Genomic DNA, 19,576 nt, shown 5'->3' with positions numbered 1-19,576 from the left:
GGCCTGCTCACGCCGTCGGGCCTACTCACGCCGTCCGGCTTGGCCACGCCGTCCGACTTGGCCACGCCATCGGGCCTGGCCACACCATCAGGCCTGGCCACACCATCGAGCCTGCTCACGCCGTCCGGCCTGCTCACGCCGTCCGGCCTGTTCACGCCATCGCCCCGAGTGCCATGGGCGCGCCGCGTGGCACGCCGGTGCGTAGTTGGAGGGCCAGGGCGACGTCCGTCGCGTCGGGCCGGTCGTGTCCGACGAGGTCGGCGACGGTCCAGGCCACGCGCAGGACCCGGTCCAGTCCGCGGGCGGTGAGCACCCCGCGCTCCAGGTTCCGTTCGGCCTCCTCCATCGCCCCGCCCAAGGGCTGCCAGCGGCTGCGCAGCTCGCGGCCGGGGACCTCGCTGTTGGTCCGCCAGGGGGTGCCGGCCAGCCGGGCCGAGGCGCGGTCCCGCGCGGCCCGGACACGGTCGGCGACCGTCGCCGTGGACTCCCCGCCGGGACCGCGGTGGGCGAGTTCCGCCCTGCTGACCGGGTCCACCTCGACCCGCAGGTCCACCCGGTCGAGCAGCGGGCCGGAGAGCCGCGCCTGGTAGCGCCGGACCGCCGAGGGCGAGCACTCGCACAGGCTGTCCCGCAGCGAGAAGCGTCCGCACGGGCAGGGGTTCGCCGCGAGCACCATCAGGAAGCGCGCGGGGAACCGCACCACGCCGGCGCTGCGCGCGATCACGACGTGTCCCGCCTCCAGGGGCTGCCGCAGGGCGTCGAGGGCGTGGCTGCTGAACTCGGGCGTCTCGTCAAGGAAGAGCACCCCTCGGTGGGCCATCGACACCGCTCCGGGCCGGGCGATGTGGGGGCCGCCGCCGACGAGCGCCTGCATGGTCGCCGAGTGGTGCGGGGCGCAGTACGGGGGCAGGTCGATCAGGGGCTTGCCCGGTGGCAGGAGCCCGGCCACCGAGTGCACCGCCGTCACCTCCAGGGACTCCTCCCGGCTCAGCTTCGGCAGAACCGCAGGCAGCCGCTCGGCCAGCATGGTCTTGCCCGCGCCCGGCGGTCCTTCGAGGAACAGGTGGTGTCCGCCGGCCGCGGACACCTCCACCGCCGTCCGCGCCGAGCGCTGGCCGACGACGTCCGCGAGGTCGTGCCCCTGGTCGTGCTGGGCGGCGTCGACGCTGTGCATGCCGGTGGCGGCGCCCGTGCCGGGCATGCGCAGCCCGGCCATGAGCGGGTCGGGGCGGCCCGCCTCGTCCGGCTCCTCCTCGGGCACCGGCTCGTCGGCGAGCACGGCGATCAGCTGCCGCAGGCTGCGCACGCCGAGCACCGAGACGCCCGGCACGAGGGAGGCCTCGGCGGCTGCGCACTCCGGGACGACGACCTGTTCGTACCCCGCGTCCGCCGCGGCCAGCACCGCAGGGAGGATGCCACGCACCGGGCGCACCCGCCCGTCGAGCCCCAGCTCGCCGATCATGACGATGTCGGCGAGCACCCGCGGGTCGATCCGCTCGGCCGCGCCGAGCACCGCGCTGGCGATGGCGAGATCGAAACCGCTGCCCGCCTTCGGCACCGACGCCGGGCTGAGGCCGACGGTGAGCTTCTTCTGCGGCCATTCGCCGCCCGAGTTCACCACCGCCGCCCGCACCCGGTCCCGGCTCTCGCTCAGGCTCTTGTCCGGCAGCCCCACCAGGGTGAAGGCCGCGACCCCTGGTTCCAGGTCGGCCTGGACCTCGACCACGACCCCTTCGACGCCCACCAGCGCCACCGAGCACGTCCGCGCGAAGCCCATCTCAGGCCACCCCCCGCACGTGCTCGACGAGGGCGGCCCCGCGGCGCGGCAGCACGACGCCGACCAGGTCGATGCGGACGCCGCCCGGTGGCGCTCCCCCGTGCGCGTGGATCCACCGTTCGGCCAGGCAGCGCAGACGCCGGGCCTTGTCCGGCGTCACCGCCGCCATCGGGTGCTGGAAGCCGCCGTGGCGGCGGGTCTTGACCTCGCAGACGACCAGGACGTCGCCGTCCCGCGCGACGATGTCGATCTCGCCGGTCCTGCCGCAGCGCCAGTTGCGCTCCAGGACCGTCATCCCGGCCTCGGCCAGCCGCCGGGCGGCCAACTCCTCGCCGTACCGTCCGAGCGCGCCTCGCGCCAGATCCGTGCTCGTGCCCGCACCGGCGTCCATGCCTGTGCTCGTGCCCGTGTTCGTGTTCGTGTCCGCGTTCATGTCGGCACCACCTCCGGCACCAACGATCACGCAACCACCGCACCGAAAAGGATCTTGGTGCGTAACTCAGCGGTTGTGGACAACCCGGTCACCCACACAGGGCACGCTCACCCGCCGGGCGGCCCCGGAACTCACCCGCCGGGCAGCTCCAGATCGCTCTTGTTCAGCTCCTCGATGTTCACGTCCTTGAACGTGAGCACCCGCACCTGCTTCACGAAGCGCGCCGGCCGGTACATGTCCCACACCCACGCGTCCGCCATCGAGACCTCGAAGAACACCTCACCCTGGACCGAGTGCACCTGCATCTCGTAGTCGTTGGTGAGGTAGAACCGCCGCTCGGTCTCGATCACGTATTTGAACAGACCGACGACATCGCGGTACTCCCGGTAGAGCTTCAGCTCCATCTCGGTCTCGTACTTCTCGAGGTCCTCGGCGCTCATGGCATGTTCCCCTTCAGCCGTGCGATCCCACCATTGTGCGCCAGTCCCGTGAGCCGCTAGACGATTTCCGTGTCAAGAGTTACGGGGCCGGCCGGGGGACCTTCGTCGAGCAGCCTGCTCAGCAGCTCGGCGAGTCTGGTCGGATACACCGTCTCATGTGCCCGGCCCAGTTCCCGACACGTCCACCAACGCGCTCCCGCGACGCTGCGCCGTTCCAGTTCGGTCAGGGCCGTGGGGCGGGTCGCCGTCACGGTCGTACGGGCCAGGTAGTACCACTCGTCCTGGTCCCAGCGACGGCCCGCGAACGGGAAGGAGCACCTCCGCCGCCACAGCACCGGGCCGAGTTCGACCTCGGTGATGCCGGTCTCCTCGGCGAGTTCCCGCAGCGCGGCCTCTTCACGGGTCTCGTCGCCCTCCACTCCGCCGCCGGGCGTGAACCACCAGTCGTCGGCCGGATCGTCCGGCTCGTGGCCGTGCAGCAGCAGGATGCGGTCCTCGGGATCGAGCAACACGACCCGGGCCACCTTGCGCAGCCCGCCCTCGTACGTGTCGACGCCGGGGCCGGCCGTCTCAGCGGACACCCGCGGCCCCCGCGCTCGGGCCGGTGCGGCGGCGGGAGGCCAGCTTGGCGACCGGGCCGTACGCGCCGCCGCCGAGGACGAGCACCGCGCCGACGACGATCAGTGAGACGATCGTGCGCAGCGGGCCCGGCTCGGAGAGGGCGCCCAGCGCCTGGAAGCCCGTGGGCCGCTTCAGCAGGCCGTCCATGGGCCACACCACGGCGTCCACGCGCGCGGTGACGGCGGACACGGCCACGGTGCCCTGGGCGGCGTCGGCGAGGTGGGCGGTGGAGTCCAGGGAGCCCTGGCGTTCGTCGCCGAGCAGGAACAGCCGGCCCTCGGGGACCTGCACCTCGGGGATGCTCTTGCTCTCGGCGGGGGCGCCGGCGGGCAGATACGGTTCGTCGATCTGCTTGCCGTTGACGGTCAGCTTGCCGTTCGTGCAACAGGAGACGGTGTCGCCGCCGACCGCGACCACGCGCTTCACCACGGGGGCGTCGGCCCAGGCGGTGTCCTTGAAGACGACGACGTCACCGCGGCGCACCTCGTCGCCGTCCACGACTTGCGCCAGCACACGCTCACCGGCGTTGATCGTCGGCGTCATGGAGCCGGTGGGCACGGTGTACGGGCGGTAGATCAGCGCCGCCCAGCCGAAACCGCCGAGGAACAGCACGAGGCCCAGCGCGACGGCCAGGCCGGACAGGCGCTGTCCGGTCCGGCTGCCCACCGGGCCACTGCTGGTGCCACCGCCGCTGTGCGGGGCCGTACGCGTCGTGCTCTCGCCACCCATGGGTCCGCACCCTACCCGGGGGTACCGAGCCGGGTCAGCCCTTCCCCGTCGGCCGGGGACCCATCCTTGGGAAAGGGTTTGCCGAGGCCGTGACCTCAGCGGCTGTCGGAGTCCTCGGTCCGGCGGCGGCGCCACAGGACCAGCGGGACGGCGCCGGCGAGGGCGAGGCCCTGCGGGGCGACGGTCAGCGCGGTGGAGGCGGCGGCCTGCGCGTTCAGGCCCTGCTGGTCGAAGGTGTCCGGCACCGGCAGCGTGCCCCAGCGGGTGATCGGCCAGGCCTTGACGATGGCGCGGCCGACGACCTGGTCGACGGGGACCATGCCGTGGTTGCGGTCGGACTGGTTGTAACGGGAGTCCCGGGAGTTCTGGCGGTGGTCGCCCATCACCCAGATGAAGCCCTCGGGGATCTTCACCGAGAACTGGCCGCCCTGCTCGTCCTGGCTGCACGGGGTGTTGCCCGGGTAGACGTACGGCTCGTCGAGGGCCTTGCCGTTGACCGTCAACGGGCCGGTGCCCTTGCAGGTGACCGTGTCGCCGCCGACGCCGACGACCCGCTTGATCAGGTCCTTCTCCTCCGCCGACGGCATGAGGCCGATCCAGCTGAGGAAGGTCTGCACCGCGTTGGGTTCGAGGGTGGGCTCGCCCGCCAGCCACTTGTCCGGGTCGTGGAAGACGACGACCTCGCCGCGCTCGGGCTCCGAGCCGAACCACGGGGTGAGCTTGTCGACGAGGACGCGGTCGCCCTCCTGGAGGGTGTTCTGCATCGAGTCCGAGGGGATCGAGAACGCCTGCACCAGGAAAGTCTTGATCAGCAGGGCCAGGACGAGCGCGATGCCGATCAGGATCGGCAGCTCCTTCCAGAAGGAGCGCGGCTTCTTCGCCTTGGGGGCGCCGTCGTCCGGCCCCGGCTCAGTCGTGGGGGGCTGTCCGCCACCGGGACCCTCGCCGCCCGCCGCCGGGGAGTCATTCCCGGAGGTCACGGCGCCGTCCATAGCCGGGTCGGCGGCTTCCACGGGACGTCCGCGGTACTCCTCGCCGTCGTGCCCGGACCGTGCGCCAACCGCCACATCCCCCACGCCAACTCCTTACTCTGTGCCGCTGCCTGCCCCACATACGGCGCAGGCCCACCACTCCCATAACGAGCGGGAGTTCCGCAGGGGTCGGGAGTCGGACCGTTCCGTTCGGATCGTCGGGAGCAACCCTATGCGACAGCTCGGGGGCCGCGGTCGTCGCGACGGCCGAGTCGGTCACCGAGGAGAAGGTTTGCGGTTCCTTTAGGGAGTTCCAGTGGCCCAGGGGCCAGGCGATGACCATGGCGCGGCCCACCACGCCGTCCTCGGCGACGGTGCCGCCGAAGGTGTCCTGGTGGGCGCGGGAGTCCGCGGAGTTGCCCCGGTGGTCGCCCATCACCCAGAGCCGGCCCTGCGGGACGGTGATGTCGAAGGGCGTGGCCGAGGGGGCGTCACCGGGGTAGATGTAGGTTCCCTCGTTCAGGGGAACGCCGTTGACGGTGACCCGCCCCGAGCCGTCACAGCACTGGACGCGGTCGCCGCCCACGCCGACGACCCGCTTGATGAGGTCCTTCTCGTCGTCGGACGGCAGCAGACCGATGAAGGTGAGCCCTTCCTTGATCTGCTTGATGCCGACGGGGTCCTCCGCCTTCGGGGTGGTCTGCTCGCCCTCCAGCCAGCCGCCGGGATCCTTGAAGACGACGACGTCCCCGCGCTGCGGCTTTGAGCCGAACCAGGGGGTGAACTTGTCGACCAGGACGCGGTCGCCGATCTGGATCGTCTGCTCCATGGAGCCGGACGGGATCACGAAGGCCTGCACGAGGAAGGTCTTCAGCACCAGGGCGATGAGGACGGCGACGCCCACGAGCAGCGGGATCTCCCGCACCGCGCCCCGCCTGCGCTTGCGCTTGACCTTGCGCTGGAGCTTGCGCCGCTCCGTGCGCGAGCGGCCGACGGCGCCGGGGCTGGAAGCACGCCGGGCTCCGGTGGGCAGGAGGTTGTCCGCGGCGCTGCTGGGCACGCCGCGCGGTTTGCCGCGGTTACCCATCGGCGCCCTCCCCGGCGGGCACGCGCGCGTAGGCGCTCGGGCGGTGCAGACGGGCCAGGTGGGCGGAGGGCCAGACGATCCAGTCGGCGCGGCCGATGACCTCCCCGACGGGGATCATGCCGCCGCCGGGCGACCCCAGGTGGTCGCGGGAGTCGCTGGAGGCGCTTCGGTGGTCGCCGAGGACGAACAGCGCGCCCTCGGGCACGACGACGTCGAAGCGCACCGTGGAGGGGCTGTCGCCCGGGTACAGGAACGTCGACTCGTCGACCGGTCGGCCGTTCACCTGGATCCTCCCGTCCTTGTCGCAGCAGACCACGTGGTCTCTCCCCACACCCACAACGCGTTTGATGTAGTCGGCGTGCCCGAAGTACCCGGTGCCGTCGAACACGACGACATCGCCGCGCCGCGGCTCGGCACCGAAACGGTACGCCAACTTATTTACGAGAACCCGGTCCCCGATCCTCAATCCCGTTTCCATGGATCCGCTGGGAATCTGGAAGGGCTGCGCTACGAAAGCGTTGAGGAACAGCGAAAACAGCAGGCAGGCGAGCAGGGTGAGACTGATCCGTCCGCCGGGGACCCACTCCGTGACGCGCGCCACCAACGCGAAACGCGACCGTCCCTCCGGTCCCGCCGCTTCCGAGGTGTGCTCGGGAGGGGAGGGCGCGGAGGAGCGGTCGCGCTCCGTGTGCTGTGCTTCGGTGTCCATCGAGGCCAGATGCTATCCGGCCGCGCCGTGGACTCCGGAGAGCGCTCAGTTGTCGCGCTTCTCCTTGATCTTCGCGGCCTTGCCGCGCAGCTCGCGCAGGTAGTACAGCTTGGCGCGGCGCACGTCACCGCGGGTGACGAGCTCGATCTTCTCGACGATCGGGGTGTGCACCGGGAAGGTGCGCTCGACGCCGACGGAGAACGAGACCTTGCGGACCGTGAAGGTCTCGCGGACACCGGCGCCCTGACGGCGGATGACGACGCCCTTGAACTGCTGCACACGAGAGCGGTTGCCCTCGATGACGCGGACGTGGACGTTGACGGTGTCGCCCGGGCGGAAGGCCGGGATGTCGCTGCGCAGCGACGCGGCGTCGACGGAGTCGAGCAGGTGGGACATTTCGTCTGCTTTCTTCGCTGATGCCACAGGTCATCAACGGCACTAGAGGTTCTGAAGGAGAGCCGTGCGCATCGGGACGGGCGTCGTGTCCCCCTGTGGCAGGGGCGCACGCCGGACGGCGCACAGCAGCGGCCTATTCTTCCACGCCCTCGGTCCTGCGCCAAAATCGGCCGTAGGGCTCGCCCTCCGGATCCGGGGACCAGCCCAGGATGGAGAGCATCTCGCGGTCCTTCTTGTCGAACGCCTTGGGCTCGCAGCGTTCGATCAGGTCGGGCCGGTGGGCCGTCGTGCGCCTGAGCGCCTCGTCGCGGCGCCAGCGGGCGATCTTGCCGTGGTGGCCGCTGAGCAGTACCTCGGGGATCTCCCGGCCGCGCCAGGCGGGCGGCTTGGTGTAGACGGGCCCTTCGAGGAGGGCGGCCATGGCGCCGGGCGCGAAGGAGTCGTCCCGGTGGGACTCGGCGTTGCCTAGGACGCCGGGCAGCAGCCGGGCCACGGCCTCGGTGACGACGAGCACGGCCGCCTCGCCGCCGGCGAGGACGTAGTCGCCGATGGACACCTCGTACACCGGCAGGCGGGTGGCGTACTCGTCGACGACGCGCCGGTCGATGCCCTCGTAGCGGGCCGGCGTGAAGATCAGCCAGGGGCGCTCGGAGAGTTCGACGGCGAGTTCCTGGGTGAACGGACGGCCGCTGGGGGTGGGGACGACGAGCGCGGGGGCGTGCGCGCCGGTCTCGTAGCCGTCGGCGAGGACCGAGTCGAGGGCGTCGCCCCAGGGGTCGGTCTTCATCACCATGCCGGGACCGCCGCCGTAGGGGGTGTCGTCGACGGTGTTGTGGCGGTCGTACGTCCACTGCCGGAGGTCGTGGACGTGGACGTTCAGCTGTCCGCGCGCGCGTGCCTTGCCGACGAGCGAGACGTGCAGCGGGTCGAGGTACTCGGGGAAGATCGTGACGACGTCGAGCCTCATGCGTCGTCGTCCCTGGCCGAGGCGATCTCCGCGCGGTCGTCGATCAGACCGGGCGGCGGGTCGATGACCGCGCGCTGCTCCTGGAGGTCGATCTCGGTGACGATCTCCTCGACGAACGGGATCATCACCTCGCTGCCGTCGGGCCGCTCCACGATGAAGAGGTCCTGGGAAGGCAGGTGGGAGATCTCGGTGATCCGGCCGACCTCCACCCCGTCCGCGGTCACCACGTCGAGGTCGATGAGCTGGTGGTCGTAGTACTCGTCCTCCTCCTCGGGGAGTTCCTCGGGGTCGATCTCCGCGATGAGGAGGATGTTGCGCAGGGCCTCGGCGCCGGTGCGGTCGAGGACGCCCGCGAAGCGCAGCAGGAGACGGCCGCTGTGCACCCGGCCGGTCTCGATCGTGAGCGGACCCGCGGCGGCGGGGTCCGTGAACAGTACGGCGCCGGGGGCGAGCCGCAGTTCCGGCTCGTCGGTGCGGACCTCCACGGTGACCTCGCCCTTGATGCCGTGGGCGCGGCCGATCCGTGCGACTACGAGCTGCACTTTCGAAGATCTCCTGTCGTGACGACTGCGGGCCGGGGACGGCCCAGTGGCCCTCCCCGGCCCGAGCCGGTGCTGCGATATGCGTCAGCGGACGTGGTCCACGTCGACGAGGTCGACGCGGACACCGCGGCCGCCGATGGCGCCCACGACGGTGCGCAGGGCGCGTGCGGTGCGGCCGTTGCGGCCGATCACCTTGCCGAGGTCGTCCGGGTGGACCCGGACCTCCAGCACACGCCCGCGGCGCAGGTTGCGCGAGGCGACCTGCACATCGTCAGGGTTGTCGACGATGCCCTTCACGAGGTGCTCAAGCGCCTCTTCGAGCATGCTGCTCAGGCCTCGGTCGACTCGGAGGACTCGGCGGCGGCCTCGTCCTTCTTCTCGGCCTTCTTCTTCTGGGTGATCGCCTCACCCTTGCCCTCGTCGTCGCCACCGAGGGCCTCGAACGAGGGACGCGCCTTCTTCGGCTCGGCGACGAGCAGCGGAGCCGGGGCGGGCTCGCCCTTGAACTTCTGCCAGTCGCCGGTCTTCTTCAGGATCGCGAGCACGGGCTCGGTCGGCTGCGCGCCGACACCCAGCCAGTACGCGACGCGGTCCGCGTCGACCTCGATGATCGACGGGTTGTACGTCGGGTGGTACTTGCCGATCTCCTCGATCGCACGGCCGTCACGACGGGTACGGGAGTCGGCGACGACGATGCGGTAGTGAGGCGAACGGATCTTGCCCAGACGCTTCAGCTTGATCTTGACTGCCACGGGAGTGGGTTCTCCTGGTTTTGACGTGGTTGGGCACGGCGAGATTGCCGCGTGGGGTTGCGGTACCCGAGTGCCCGATGGACGCGTCAGCCGGAGGAGAGAGGGGTCCTGTGCGACTGTCGAGTACAGCTAGCCATTGTGCCATACCCTGCGGGTCGCCTTGGGCCGCGGGGTGCGCCGGCGCATGCCTGAGGGTCACCCGGCGAGGTCCCTCCCGGGGCCTGGCGCAACCGGACGCCGACAGGTCGCCGCCGCGCCCACCACACCGTCCCGCGGACAGGCCTGCGACGCCCGCGCCGCGCCGGCGCGGGCAGGGCGCACGCGCCCGGGCGGCCGGACCCGGGCGGTGTGCGTTCCGTTCGATGAGTCGTGTCGCGCTGCGGGCGGGGCCGCGGGCGACCGGCAACCACGAGATGCCGGTGGCTCGCCGGGCTACGCCGCGCCCGCGATCTCCGGGATGCGGAACGGCTTGCCGCAGCCTCCGCACACGATCGGGGCCTGGGCCAGGACCGACGGCACGACGCGGACGTTGCGGCCGCAGTCGCAGACCGCCTTGACGCGGACGCCGCCGCCGGAGGAGCCGTGCCGGGCGGCCGGGCCGCGGAAGGAACGGGTGGTGTCGGCGGAGGTGGCCGCCAGGTGGGCCTTCAGGGCCCGCTGGAGGCGCTCCATCGTCGGACGGTAGCGCCGCTTCGCCTCGGGGTTGAGCGTGACCAGCGAGAAGCCGCTGCTGGGGTGCGGCTCCTCCGGGTGGTCCAGGCCCAGCTCCTCGGCGATCGCGAGGAATCTGCGGTTGTGGTAACGGCCGGCCCGGGAGGTGTCACGGACGCCGCGCGAGGCGGCGATCCCGTGGACCGCCTCGTGCAGCAGCCGTTCGAAGGAGAGCTCGTGACCGCAGGCGGACGACGACTCCCCGATCAGGGACTCTGGCGCGGCAAGGTCCGGCAGCTCGGGGTGGTACCGCTGAATGTCGGCCCACGCCTGCGCCAGCTCTGCGGCGAGAACAGGTGGTGTCTGTGTCGTGCTCACGTAATGACAACGAGCGGGGGTGCCGCTGTGTTCCTATTCCGGGCCATCCCAAATAATTTGCACGTACCCGTCAGTTGCCGCTGATGCGTCCTGACGAGGGCGGGTGCGCTGATCTGCGGAGAAGCCTCACAGGGCGTAACAAGGTGGTACGTAGCCAGCCATACGCCCCGGCGCGTAGACGATGTCCGCGCGCCGGGGGACGGAACTTCCGCAGGGGCGCAAGAGGCGTTTCGGACGCTCCCGCGCCGAAGGGCGCCGTCTCAGTAAGCGCGTGCGACGATCGCGACGTTACCGGGCGCGTCCCCGTCCTGCGGCACCGACCCGTCCTCGGCGACCAGACACCGTACGGTCACCGCGTGCTCGGCGAGTGCCGCCTCGCCCTCCTCGCCGAGGACGGCCCACGGGATGCGCGCCCAGCCGCCGGCGACGGCCGCCTCGACGGCCTCCCCGATCGTGGCCACGTCCGTGGTCCGGGACTCGCGACGCTCCCGGGACTGCCTCAGCAGCAGCGCCTGGTCCTCCTCCAGCACCGCGGGGAGCAGCTCGGCCAGCGCGTCCAGCGGCACCGGCTCCTTCCCGCCCCGGATACGGCGCGCCACCATCACGATGCCGTTCTCCAGGTCCCGGGGGCCGATCTCGACGCGCACCGGCACCCCCTTGAGCTCCCAGTCCACCGCGCGCCGCCCGAACGGCGTGTCGGTGCGGTCGTCGATCTGGACGCGCACCCCGGCCGCCCTCAGCCGGTCGCCGACCGCGCCAACCTCGGCCAGAACCGCATCGTCCCCCTTGATCGCGAGAACGACGGCCTGCACCTGCGCCAGCCGCGGCGGGACGCGCAGCCCGTCGTCGTCGCCGTGCATCATCACCAGCGCGCCGATCATGCGCGTCGTCGAACCCCACGAGGTCTGCCAGACCAGCTCCTGCCGGCCGTCCTTCGACAGGTACGAGGTGTTGAACGCCTTGGCGAAGTTCTGCCCCAGCTCATGGCTGGTCGCCATCTGAAGGGCCTTGCCGTCGCCCATCATGCCTTCGAGCGTCAGCGTGTTGACGGCCCCCGCGAACCGCTCCTTCACGGTCTTGCGACCGGGCACGACGTCCATCGCGAGGACGTTCAGCATGAAGTCCTCGTACACCTCGCGGTGGATGTGCGCGGCGAACTCCCGGGCCTCCTCGTACGTCGCGTGCGCGGTGTGGCCCTCCTGCCACAGGAACTCCGAGGTACGCAGGAACAGCCGGGGCCGCAGCTCCCAACGCACCACGTTCGCCCACTGGTTGATCAGCAGGGGCAGGTCGCGGTAACTCTGCACCCACTTCGCGAAGTAGTCGTTGACGATCATCTCGGAGGTGGGCCGCACGACCGCCGGCTCCTCCAGCTCCTTGCCGCCGCCGTGCGTGACCACGGCCAACTCCGGCGCGAATCCCTCGACATGGTCCGCCTCACGCGTGAGGTACGACTGCGGGATGAGCAGCGGGAAGTACGCGTTCTGGGTGCCCGTCTCCTTGATGCGGGCGTCCATCTCCGCCTGCATCCGCTCCCACAGTCCGTACCCGTACGGTCGGATCACCATGGTGCCGCGCACCGGCCCGTTGTCGGCCAGCTCGGCCTTGGTGATCAGATCCTGGTACCAGCGGGGGAAGTCGTCCGCCCGCGAGGTGAGAACGGGTGCCTTGGCCATGGCGCGATGGTACGGGTCCAGGTTGCCGGAATGTGAAATCTCGCCACACCCGCGAACCGACCGCAAGCGGGGCTCCGCAACCCCTGGACGCGGAACCCGCCGCGGAGTTACCTGGCATACGGGGAGTGCGAGCGCACTGACGGGGCCACCCGAACGATCACCGGCAACTCTCGGCGGATTGGGGCGCTTTTCCATGACACCTACGCTCGTGCGTCGGCACCGGTCTCGAACGGGGCCGGCGCCCCGCACGGACCTCGGTGCACGCGCGCGTGACTGGTCCGAGATCCAGGAGCGGATGCTCGTCCCGCTCTACGAGGCCGTCTACGAGCGACTGGAAGTGGGGCCGGGCACACGGCTGCTGGGCCTCGGCTGCGGCTCGGGGCTCGCCCTGCTGACGGCGGCCTCCAGAGGCGCCGCCCTCACCGGCGTCGAGGCCGCCTTCCCTGAGCGGCTGTCCCTCGCCCGTCAGCGGCTGGTCCCGCAGGCCTTCGGCCCGCACCCGCGCAAGCCCGTCCGGCTCGTCGACGGCACCCCGCGGGACCTCGCCGACGGGACGCGAGGCGGGAAGCCCGACGCGAAGTCGGCCCCGAAGCCGGGCCCGAAGCCGGCCCCCTACAACCTCGTCACCGCCTTCGAGCCCATCGGCTGCCTCGCCGGCGACTCCGAGGGACTCGGCGAGCAGCTCGCGGCCGCCGCCCCGCTCGCCGAACGAGGCTCCCCCGTCGTGCTCGTCGGCTGGGGCCCGCCGGAGCGCTGCGCCACCTCGACGGTGCTGCGGGTCGCCACCGAACTGGCCGAACCCGTTCACCACACGGGCAGTTGGCGCCCCGCCCTGCGCGACGACCTGGAGGAGGTCGCCCACCGCGCCGGGCTGAAGCCGGACGGATCCGGGCGCGTGGCCTGCCCGTTCGGGTACGCGGGCGTGGACAGCGCCCTCAAGGGCCTGCTGTCGACAGGGCTGTTCGACGCGGCGATCACCGCGACGGACCAGGCACAGGTCGACAAGGAGGTCACCGAGGCGCTGCACCCCTACCGGCGCAAGGACGGCACCGTGTGGATGCCGAACGTGTTCCGGTACCTGATCGCACGGACCACCTGAGCACCGACCGCACGGACGGCCCGAGAACCGAGCGCGCGGACGACCGGTCCACGTGGGCCACCCGGACTTCACCCCTCGCCCTTCGTCAGCCGGGTGATCCCCGCGATGCGGTACGCGTCCGCCTCCTCCAGCGTCTCGTGCTCCAGCAACGCCTCCGCCAGCGCGTCCAACTGCCCGCGGTGATCGCGGAGTTTGCGATCGGCCTCCGCGTAGCACTCCTCCACGATGCGCCGCATCTCGTCGTCGATCACATCGAGGGTCTGCGGCGCGGCAGCCAGCCCGTAGGCCTGCTGGGCGTCGTTCGGGAGCGCGGAGAGACGGCCCACGCGCTCGCTCATCCCCCACCGCGCGACCATGCCCCGCGCGATGTTGGTGACCTGCTCCAGGTCGTTCTCCGCCCCGGTCGTGACCACCCCGTAGATCACCTGCTCCGCCGCCATCCCGCCCAGAGCGCCGATGATGCGACCGCGCAGATACTCCTCCGACAGCGCGTACCGCTCCACCTCCGGCGTCGACATCGTCACCCCCAGCGCACGCCCGCGCGGCACGATGGTGACCTTGCGGACGGGGTCCGCGCCCGGCTGGAGCATGCCGAGGAGCGCGTGCCCGCTCTCGTGATAGGCGGTGCGACGGCGGTCCTCCTCCGGCATCACCAGCGTGCGCTCGGCCCCCAGCTGCACCTTCTCCAACGCCTCCGACAGATCCGACGACGTCACCTGGTCCTGCTTGCGCTTCACCGCGAGCAGAGCCGCCTCGTTGGCGAGATTGGCCAGATCCGCACCCGTCATGCCCGGCGTCGTACGGGCCACCTGCGTCAGATCCACGTCCGCGGCGAGCGGGATCCCCCGCGTGTGGATCCGCAGGATCGCCTCCCGCCCGCCCCGGTCCGGCGGGGACACGTTGACCACCCGGTCGAACCGGCCGGGCCGGGTCAGCGCCGGGTCCAGGATGTCGGCCCGGTTCGTCGCCGCGATGACGATCACGCCCTCCGACCCGGAGAATCCGTCCATCTCCGTCAGGATCTGGTTGAGCGTCTGCTCCCGCTCGTCGTGACCGCTCACCGACGCGCCGCCGCCGCGCACCCGCCCGATCGTGTCGATCTCGTCGATGAAGATGATCGACGGCGCGACCTTGCGCGCCTCGGCGAACAGCTCCCGGACCCGGGACGCGCCCACACCGACGATCATCTCGATGAACTCCGACGCGGACGCCGAGAAGAACGGCACCCCCGCCTCCCCCGCCACCGCGCGCGCCAGCAGCGTCTTCCCGGTGCCGGGCGAACCCGCCAGCAGCACACCCCGGGGCATCTTCGCGCCCATCCTGCGATAGGCGTCCGGATGCTCCAGGAAGTCGACCACATCATCCAGCTCGCCCTTGACCTCGTCGATCCCGGCCACGTCGGCGAACGTCGTGCGCTGCGTGCCGGACCTCAGCTCGACCGGTTTGGGCGGCGCCTTGCGCCCGAGCATGCCGCCCGCGCCCCCGAGCCCCCCGCCGAACCGCCGGGCGACGAAGATCCACACCGCGACCAGCACCACGATCGGCACCAGCGAGATCAACAGGTTGGACAGCAGACCGCGCTGCTGCACCACCGGCTGCGCGGTCACCGTGACATCGCGCCGGTCCAGGCTCTGCCAGAGGTCGTCGTCCGCGAAGGCCGGCCGCTGCGTCCGGAACCGCGTGTACTCGCCGCCGCCGTCGGGATCGTCCCGGGCCTGCTTGAGCTGGCCCTCGATCGCGTCGCCCTTGGAGTAGATCTTCTCGACGTTGCCCGCGTCGACCTGCTTGCTGAACTCGGTGTACGAGATCGTCGGCCCGTCGCCCTCGTCGAGGTAGTTCAGCCCGATGTACGCCAGCAGGAAGACGATCACCGCGGTGACGGCGAGACCCCACCAGCGGCCGCGCGTCTTCTTGCCGCCGGACCGCCCTGGCGGCTCGTCCGGAGTGCCCTCCGTGCGCCACGGCTGGTCAGGGGCCCTGCGCGGCGGCGCGGCATCGCTCATATCTGGACGTTACGGCACACAGCGGGCCATGGCACGCGCTGAGGGCGCCCTCCCTCGCGGAAGGACGCCCTCAGAACCGTACGAATGTCAGCCCCTGAGCTCTCAGCCCATGAACTTCTTGAACTCGTCCGGCAGCTCGAAGTCCTGGCCGCCCTGCTGGCCCGGCAGACCGAAGGCGCCGCCCTGCCCGGCGGCGGCCCTGCGCTCCGCCTCCTCCTGCTCCTGCTGCTTGCGCTTCATCGGGTTGCCGGAGCGCTGCTTGCCCTTGGCCTTCTTCGGCTGCTTCTTGGTGCGGCCGGGGCCGCCGCCCATGCCCGGCATCCCCGGCATCCCGGGCATGCCGCCGCCCTGGGCCATGCGGGACATCATCTTGCGGGCCTCGAAGAACCGCTCGACCAGGCCCTTCACGGCGCTGACGTCGACACCGGAGCCCTTGGCGATACGGGCGCGGCGCGAGCCGTTGATGATCGTCGGGTCCTGGCGCTCGCCCGGGGTCATCGACTTGATGATCGCGGCCGTACGGTCGACGTCCCGCTCGTCGAGGTTGTTGATCTGGTCCTTGATCTGCCCCATCCCGGGCAGCATGCCGAGCAGCTTGCTGATGCTGCCCATCTTCCTGACCTGCTCCATCTGGGCCAGGAAGTCGTCCAGGGTGAAGTCCTGGCCCTTCTTGGACGCCAGCTTCGAGGCCATCTTCTGGGCCTCTTCCTGGCTGAACGTCTTCTCCGCCTGCTCGATCAGGGTGAGCAGGTCACCCATGTCGAGGATGCGGGAGGCCATCCGGTCCGGGTGGAACGCGTCGAAGTCCTCGAGCTTCTCGCCGTTCGACGCGAACATGATCGGCTTGCCGGTGATCTGCCGGATCGACAGGGCGGCGCCACCGCGCGCGTCACCGTCGAGCTTGGAGAGCACCACGCCGTCGAAGCCGACGCCGTCACGGAAGGCCTCGGCGGTGTTGACCGCGTCCTGACCGATCATCGCGTCGACGACGAACAGGATCTCGTCGGGGCCGACCGCGTCCCTGATGTCGGCGGCCTGCTGCATCATCTCCTGGTCGATGCCCAGGCGGCCGGCGGTGTCCACGATCACGATGTCGTGGACGCGGGACTTCGCGAAGTCGATGGAGTCCTTGGCGACCTGGACCGGGTCGCCGACGCCGTTGCCAGGCTGCGGCGCGTAGACGGCCACGCCGGCGCGCTCGGCGACGACGCTCAGCTGGTTGACGGCGTTGGGGCGCTGGAGGTCACAGGCGACGAGCAGCGGCGAGTGGCCCTGCTCCTTCAGGTGGCGGCCGAGCTTGCCCGCGAGCGTGGTCTTACCGGCGCCCTGGAGACCGGCCAGCATGATGACCGTGGGCGGCTGCTTGGCGAAGCGCAGGCGCCGGGTCTCGCCGCCGAGGATGGTGACGAGTTCCTCGTTGACGATCTTGAGGACCTGCTGGGCCGGGTTGAGCGCCCGGGAGACGTCGGCGCCGAGGGCACGCTCCTTGACGTTCTTGATGAACGTCCGCACGACGGGAAGGGCCACGTCCGCTTCGAGGAGCGCGATGCGGATCTCGCGCGCGGTGGCGTCGATGTCCGCCTCGGTCAGCCTGCCTTTGCCGCGGAGGTTTTTGAAAGTCGCGCTGAGGCGGTCTGAGAGGGTATCGAACACGGCGGCGTCGGTCCTTGGGGTCGGCGACAGTCTGGGCTGCCCTCCAGGGTATCCGGCCCCGCAAGCAAATCGCCCCCGCCCGCTGAACACAGCAGGCGAGGGCGGAAGCCCCGCGTCGGCGGGGACCATGTGACCACGCTGGGTGCCAACGCGGTCGACGCTGGACCATCCCCGCGGAAGCGGGGAGCACGCTGCGGTCAACGCGTGACCCGCCCCGAAGTCACGCCCGCAGCGTCTCCTCGAGCTTTCGCGCTGCCGAAGCCGCCTCGTCTCCTGCCAACGGCAACCCGCCGATGGTCGTCACATAGAAAGCATCAACCGCGTTCGACCCCAACGTCGAGACGTGCATGCTGCGCATCCGCACCCCCGCGTCCTCCAGCGCCCGTCCGATCCGGAACAGCAGCCCGGGTGCGTCCTGGGCGCGGACCTCGATCACGGTGGCGTGGCGGGAGGCCGCCGGGGCCACCGTCACGCGCGGCGGCGGCGCGATCACGCCCCGGCGGCGGGGGTAGGCGGCGTCGCGTTCCGCGAGCCGGCCCGCGATGTCCAGCGAGCCGTCCAGCGCGCGGACCAGGTCGGCGCGGAGCCGGGCCGCCTGGGGCAGGGATCCGTACTCGGCGGCGACGCGCCAGTTCAGCAGGAGGACGGAGCCCTCGACGCCGGAGGGCAGGTCCAGGGCGCGCAGTTCCGCCGTGCGCACGGTCAGCCGGTGCATGGCGAGGACGCCGGCGAGCGCGGGGAGCACGCCGGGCTGGTCGGGCACGGCGATGAGGAGTTCCACGCCGAGCGGCTCGGGGTCGCCCGGCGTCTGATCCGCCGTGGGGTCGGCGGGCGGCTCGGTCTGGGCGCGCAGCGCGAGCACCGGGCTGCCGGTGGCGACGGCCTCGATGGCGAGCCGTTCCTGTTCGGCGGTGGCCGCGGCGGCCTCGGGTTCTTCCGGCTCGTCTCCCGCGAGGACCGCCGCGACCCGTCTGACCAGGTCGGCGACGAGTGAGCCGCGCCAGGAGGACCAGGCGGCCGGTCCGGTGGCGAGGGCGTCCGCCTCGGTCAGGGCGTGCAGCAGTTCGAGCGTGCCCGGGGAGCCGACGGCCTCGGCGACCGAGCGGACGGTGGCCGGGTCCTCCAGGTCGCGTCGGGTGGCGGTGTCGACGAGCAGCAGGTGATGGCGGACGAGGGTGGACAGGACGGCGACGTCGGCGCGGTCGAAGCCGATGCGGGCGGCGACGTCCTTGGCGATGATCTCGCCGGCCACGGAGTGGTCGCCGGGCCAGCCCTTGCCGATGTCGTGCAGCAGCGCGGCGACGAGGAGGAGGTCGGGGCGGCTGACGCGGCGGGTGAACTCGGAGGCGCGGACGGCGGTCTCGATGAGGTGCCGGTCGACGGTCCAGATGTGGACGGCGTTGCGCTGCGGCCGGCAGCGGACCCGCTCCCAGTCGGGCAGCAGCCGGGTGATGAGGCCCTCGGCCTCCAGCGCCTCCCAGACCTCGACGGTGGGCCGGCCGGAGCCGAGCAGGGTGACCAGTTGCTCGCGTGCCTCGGCGGGCCAGGGCGCGGGCAGGGGGCGCACGGTGGCGGCGAGGCGGCGTACGGCGTGCAGGGAGAGCGGCAGGCCGGCCTGGGCGGCGGCGGCCGCGGCGCGCAGCGGGAGCACGGGGTCGCGTTCGGGGCGTGCGGCTCGGGCGAGGACGACCTCGCCGTCCTGTTCGACCACTCCTTCGGCGAGGGGGGACCGTTCGGCGACCGGTTTGCCGCCGCCCAGCATGGCGCGCAGCCGGGGCCGCACGGCGCGCGACTTGAGCACGCGCCCCACTTCGCGCCAGGTGACGTCGCTGGCGTAGGAGACGACCCGTGCGGCCTCGTAGACCTGGCGCAGGAGGGTGTCGGCGTCGAGGAGGCCGAGTTCGGCGGCGACCTGGTCCTGTTCCTGGAGGGCGAGGCGGTCGGTGGCGCGGCCGGTCGTCAGGTGGAGGGCGTCCCGGACGTCGAGGAGCCGGCGGCGGGCGTCGTCGAGTCCCTCGCGGGGCGCGTCGGCGAGCCAGGAGGCGGCGACGGCGCGCAGGGCGGTGGCGTCCCTGAGTCCGCCGCGGGCCTCCTTCAGGTCGGGTTCCAGCAGGTACTGGAGTTCGCCCTGGCGTTCGGCGCGCTCGGCGCAGAGCTCCTGGAGCTGGGGCAGGCGTTTGGGCGCCTGGTTGCGCCAGTCGGCGAGGACGGCGGTGCGCAGGCCCGCCGTCAGTCCGAGGTCGCCCGCGAGGTGGCGGGCGTCGAGGAGGCCGAGGTGGGCCTTGAGGTCCTCGCCGGCGGTCTTGCGGGCCTCGGCCGGGGTGCGCACGGAGTGGTCGAGGGCGAGGCCCAGGTCCCACACCGGGTACCAGAGGCGGTCGGCGAGGCCGGCGACGGCCTCGGGGTCGCTGCCGTCGTGCAGCAGGAGCAGGTCGAGGTCGCTGCGCGGGGACAGCTCGCCGCGGCCGTAGCCGCCGACGGCGACCAGCGACACGCCCCTCAGGTTCTCGGCGCCCGCGGTGAACAGTCCCGCGAGCCAGTCGTCGGTCAGTTCGGACAGGGCCGTACGGCGCGGCGGCCCGGACCGCGCCTCCTCGGTGAGGAGGCGCAGCCGGGCCGCCGCGTAGCCGCTGGGTCCCGAGTCCTCTGCTTCTTTCCGCACGTCCGTACTCGTCACCCAGTGACTCCTGTT

The 19,576-nt window shown here is 71.7% G+C and carries 19 protein-coding genes; 1 reads left to right on the top strand and 18 read right to left on the bottom strand.

Annotation, left to right across the window (positions count from 1 at the left end; genetic code table 11):
- Positions 1-151: 151 nt before the first annotated feature.
- The 15 genes from ACFYX4_RS24890 to proS form a co-directional block, all read right to left on the bottom strand.
- Positions 152-1,777, bottom strand: coding sequence for a YifB family Mg chelatase-like AAA ATPase (locus ACFYX4_RS24890; protein ID WP_389337344.1), 1,626 nt, complete (start codon positions 1,775-1,777; stop codon positions 152-154).
- A gap of 1 nt (position 1,778) precedes the next feature.
- Entirely contained in the window at positions 1,779-2,240 is a 462-nt protein-coding gene (locus ACFYX4_RS24885; protein WP_389337341.1) for a YraN family protein, read from the bottom strand.
- Between the two features lie 101 nt (positions 2,241-2,341).
- Positions 2,342-2,650 (bottom strand): DUF2469 domain-containing protein, encoded by a 309-nt coding sequence (locus ACFYX4_RS24880; RefSeq protein ID WP_003965949.1) that lies wholly within the window; start codon positions 2,648-2,650, stop codon positions 2,342-2,344.
- Between the two features lie 56 nt (positions 2,651-2,706).
- Positions 2,707-3,231, bottom strand: coding sequence for an NUDIX hydrolase (locus ACFYX4_RS24875; RefSeq protein ID WP_389337338.1), 525 nt, complete (start codon positions 3,229-3,231; stop codon positions 2,707-2,709).
- Positions 3,221-4,000 carry a signal peptidase I gene (gene lepB, locus ACFYX4_RS24870; protein ID WP_389337335.1) on the bottom strand — a complete coding sequence of 260 codons (780 nt, stop codon included), beginning with the start codon at positions 3,998-4,000 and terminating at the stop codon, positions 3,221-3,223. The genes ACFYX4_RS24875 and lepB (ACFYX4_RS24870) overlap by 11 nt, the downstream gene beginning before the upstream one ends.
- Before the next feature lie 95 nt (positions 4,001-4,095).
- Positions 4,096-5,076, bottom strand: coding sequence for a signal peptidase I (gene lepB, locus ACFYX4_RS24865; RefSeq protein ID WP_389337332.1), 981 nt, complete (start codon positions 5,074-5,076; stop codon positions 4,096-4,098).
- Entirely contained in the window at positions 4,964-6,058 is a 1,095-nt protein-coding gene (gene lepB / locus ACFYX4_RS24860; protein ID WP_389337330.1) for a signal peptidase I, read from the bottom strand. Before lepB (ACFYX4_RS24860) ends, lepB (ACFYX4_RS24865) begins: the two co-directional genes overlap by 113 nt.
- Positions 6,051-6,767 carry a signal peptidase I gene (lepB, locus tag ACFYX4_RS24855; RefSeq protein ID WP_389337327.1) on the bottom strand — a complete coding sequence of 239 codons (717 nt, stop codon included), beginning with the start codon at positions 6,765-6,767 and terminating at the stop codon, positions 6,051-6,053. The genes lepB (ACFYX4_RS24860) and lepB (ACFYX4_RS24855) overlap by 8 nt, the downstream gene beginning before the upstream one ends.
- 45 nt (positions 6,768-6,812) lie before the next feature.
- Positions 6,813-7,163, bottom strand: coding sequence for a 50S ribosomal protein L19 (gene rplS / locus ACFYX4_RS24850; protein WP_020138756.1), 351 nt, complete (start codon positions 7,161-7,163; stop codon positions 6,813-6,815).
- A 133-nt stretch (positions 7,164-7,296) separates the two neighbouring features.
- Positions 7,297-8,130 carry a tRNA (guanosine(37)-N1)-methyltransferase TrmD gene (gene trmD, locus ACFYX4_RS24845; protein ID WP_389337324.1) on the bottom strand — a complete coding sequence of 278 codons (834 nt, stop codon included), beginning with the start codon at positions 8,128-8,130 and terminating at the stop codon, positions 7,297-7,299.
- Positions 8,127-8,672, bottom strand: a complete 546-nt coding sequence (gene rimM / locus ACFYX4_RS24840) for a ribosome maturation factor RimM (RefSeq protein WP_389337321.1) — start codon at positions 8,670-8,672, stop codon at positions 8,127-8,129. The genes trmD and rimM overlap by 4 nt, the downstream gene beginning before the upstream one ends.
- An 84-nt stretch (positions 8,673-8,756) precedes the next feature.
- Positions 8,757-8,996: an RNA-binding protein gene (locus ACFYX4_RS24835; RefSeq protein WP_003973401.1), complete on the bottom strand. Its 240-nt coding sequence runs from the start codon at positions 8,994-8,996 to the stop codon at positions 8,757-8,759.
- Positions 8,997-9,001: 5 nt separating this feature from the next.
- Positions 9,002-9,424, bottom strand: coding sequence for a 30S ribosomal protein S16 (gene rpsP / locus ACFYX4_RS24830; RefSeq protein WP_389337319.1), 423 nt, complete (start codon positions 9,422-9,424; stop codon positions 9,002-9,004).
- 432 nt (positions 9,425-9,856) lie between these two features.
- Positions 9,857-10,453: a hypothetical protein gene (locus ACFYX4_RS24825; RefSeq protein WP_389337316.1), complete on the bottom strand. Its 597-nt coding sequence runs from the start codon at positions 10,451-10,453 to the stop codon at positions 9,857-9,859.
- Between the two features lie 260 nt (positions 10,454-10,713).
- Entirely contained in the window at positions 10,714-12,129 is a 1,416-nt protein-coding gene (proS, locus tag ACFYX4_RS24820) for a proline--tRNA ligase (RefSeq protein WP_389337313.1), read from the bottom strand.
- 193 nt (positions 12,130-12,322) lie between these two features.
- On the opposite strand from proS, the gene ACFYX4_RS24815 reads away from it, so the two are divergent.
- Positions 12,323-13,228: an SAM-dependent methyltransferase gene (locus ACFYX4_RS24815; RefSeq protein ID WP_389337310.1), complete on the top strand. Its 906-nt coding sequence runs from the start codon at positions 12,323-12,325 to the stop codon at positions 13,226-13,228.
- 68 nt (positions 13,229-13,296) lie between these two features.
- On the opposite strand, the gene ftsH is transcribed toward ACFYX4_RS24815, so the two are convergent.
- The 3 genes from ftsH to ACFYX4_RS24800 form a co-directional block, all read right to left on the bottom strand.
- The gene (ftsH, locus tag ACFYX4_RS24810; RefSeq protein WP_389337307.1) at positions 13,297-15,231 is read right to left on the bottom strand and encodes an ATP-dependent zinc metalloprotease FtsH; all 1,935 of its coding nucleotides are present in this window, start codon (positions 15,229-15,231) and stop codon (positions 13,297-13,299) included.
- Between the two features lie 102 nt (positions 15,232-15,333).
- The gene (gene ffh / locus ACFYX4_RS24805; protein WP_389337304.1) at positions 15,334-16,884 is read right to left on the bottom strand and encodes a signal recognition particle protein; all 1,551 of its coding nucleotides are present in this window, start codon (positions 16,882-16,884) and stop codon (positions 15,334-15,336) included.
- 220 nt (positions 16,885-17,104) lie between these two features.
- Positions 17,105-19,561, bottom strand: coding sequence for a [protein-PII] uridylyltransferase (locus ACFYX4_RS24800; protein ID WP_389337301.1), 2,457 nt, complete (start codon positions 19,559-19,561; stop codon positions 17,105-17,107).
- Positions 19,562-19,576: the final 15 nt, after the last annotated feature.

Source organism: Streptomyces sp. NPDC002328, assembly GCF_042890065.1.
Classification (GTDB): Bacteria; Actinomycetota; Actinomycetes; order Streptomycetales; family Streptomycetaceae; genus Streptomyces.
This window is presented reverse-complemented; position numbering and strand designations above follow the sequence as displayed.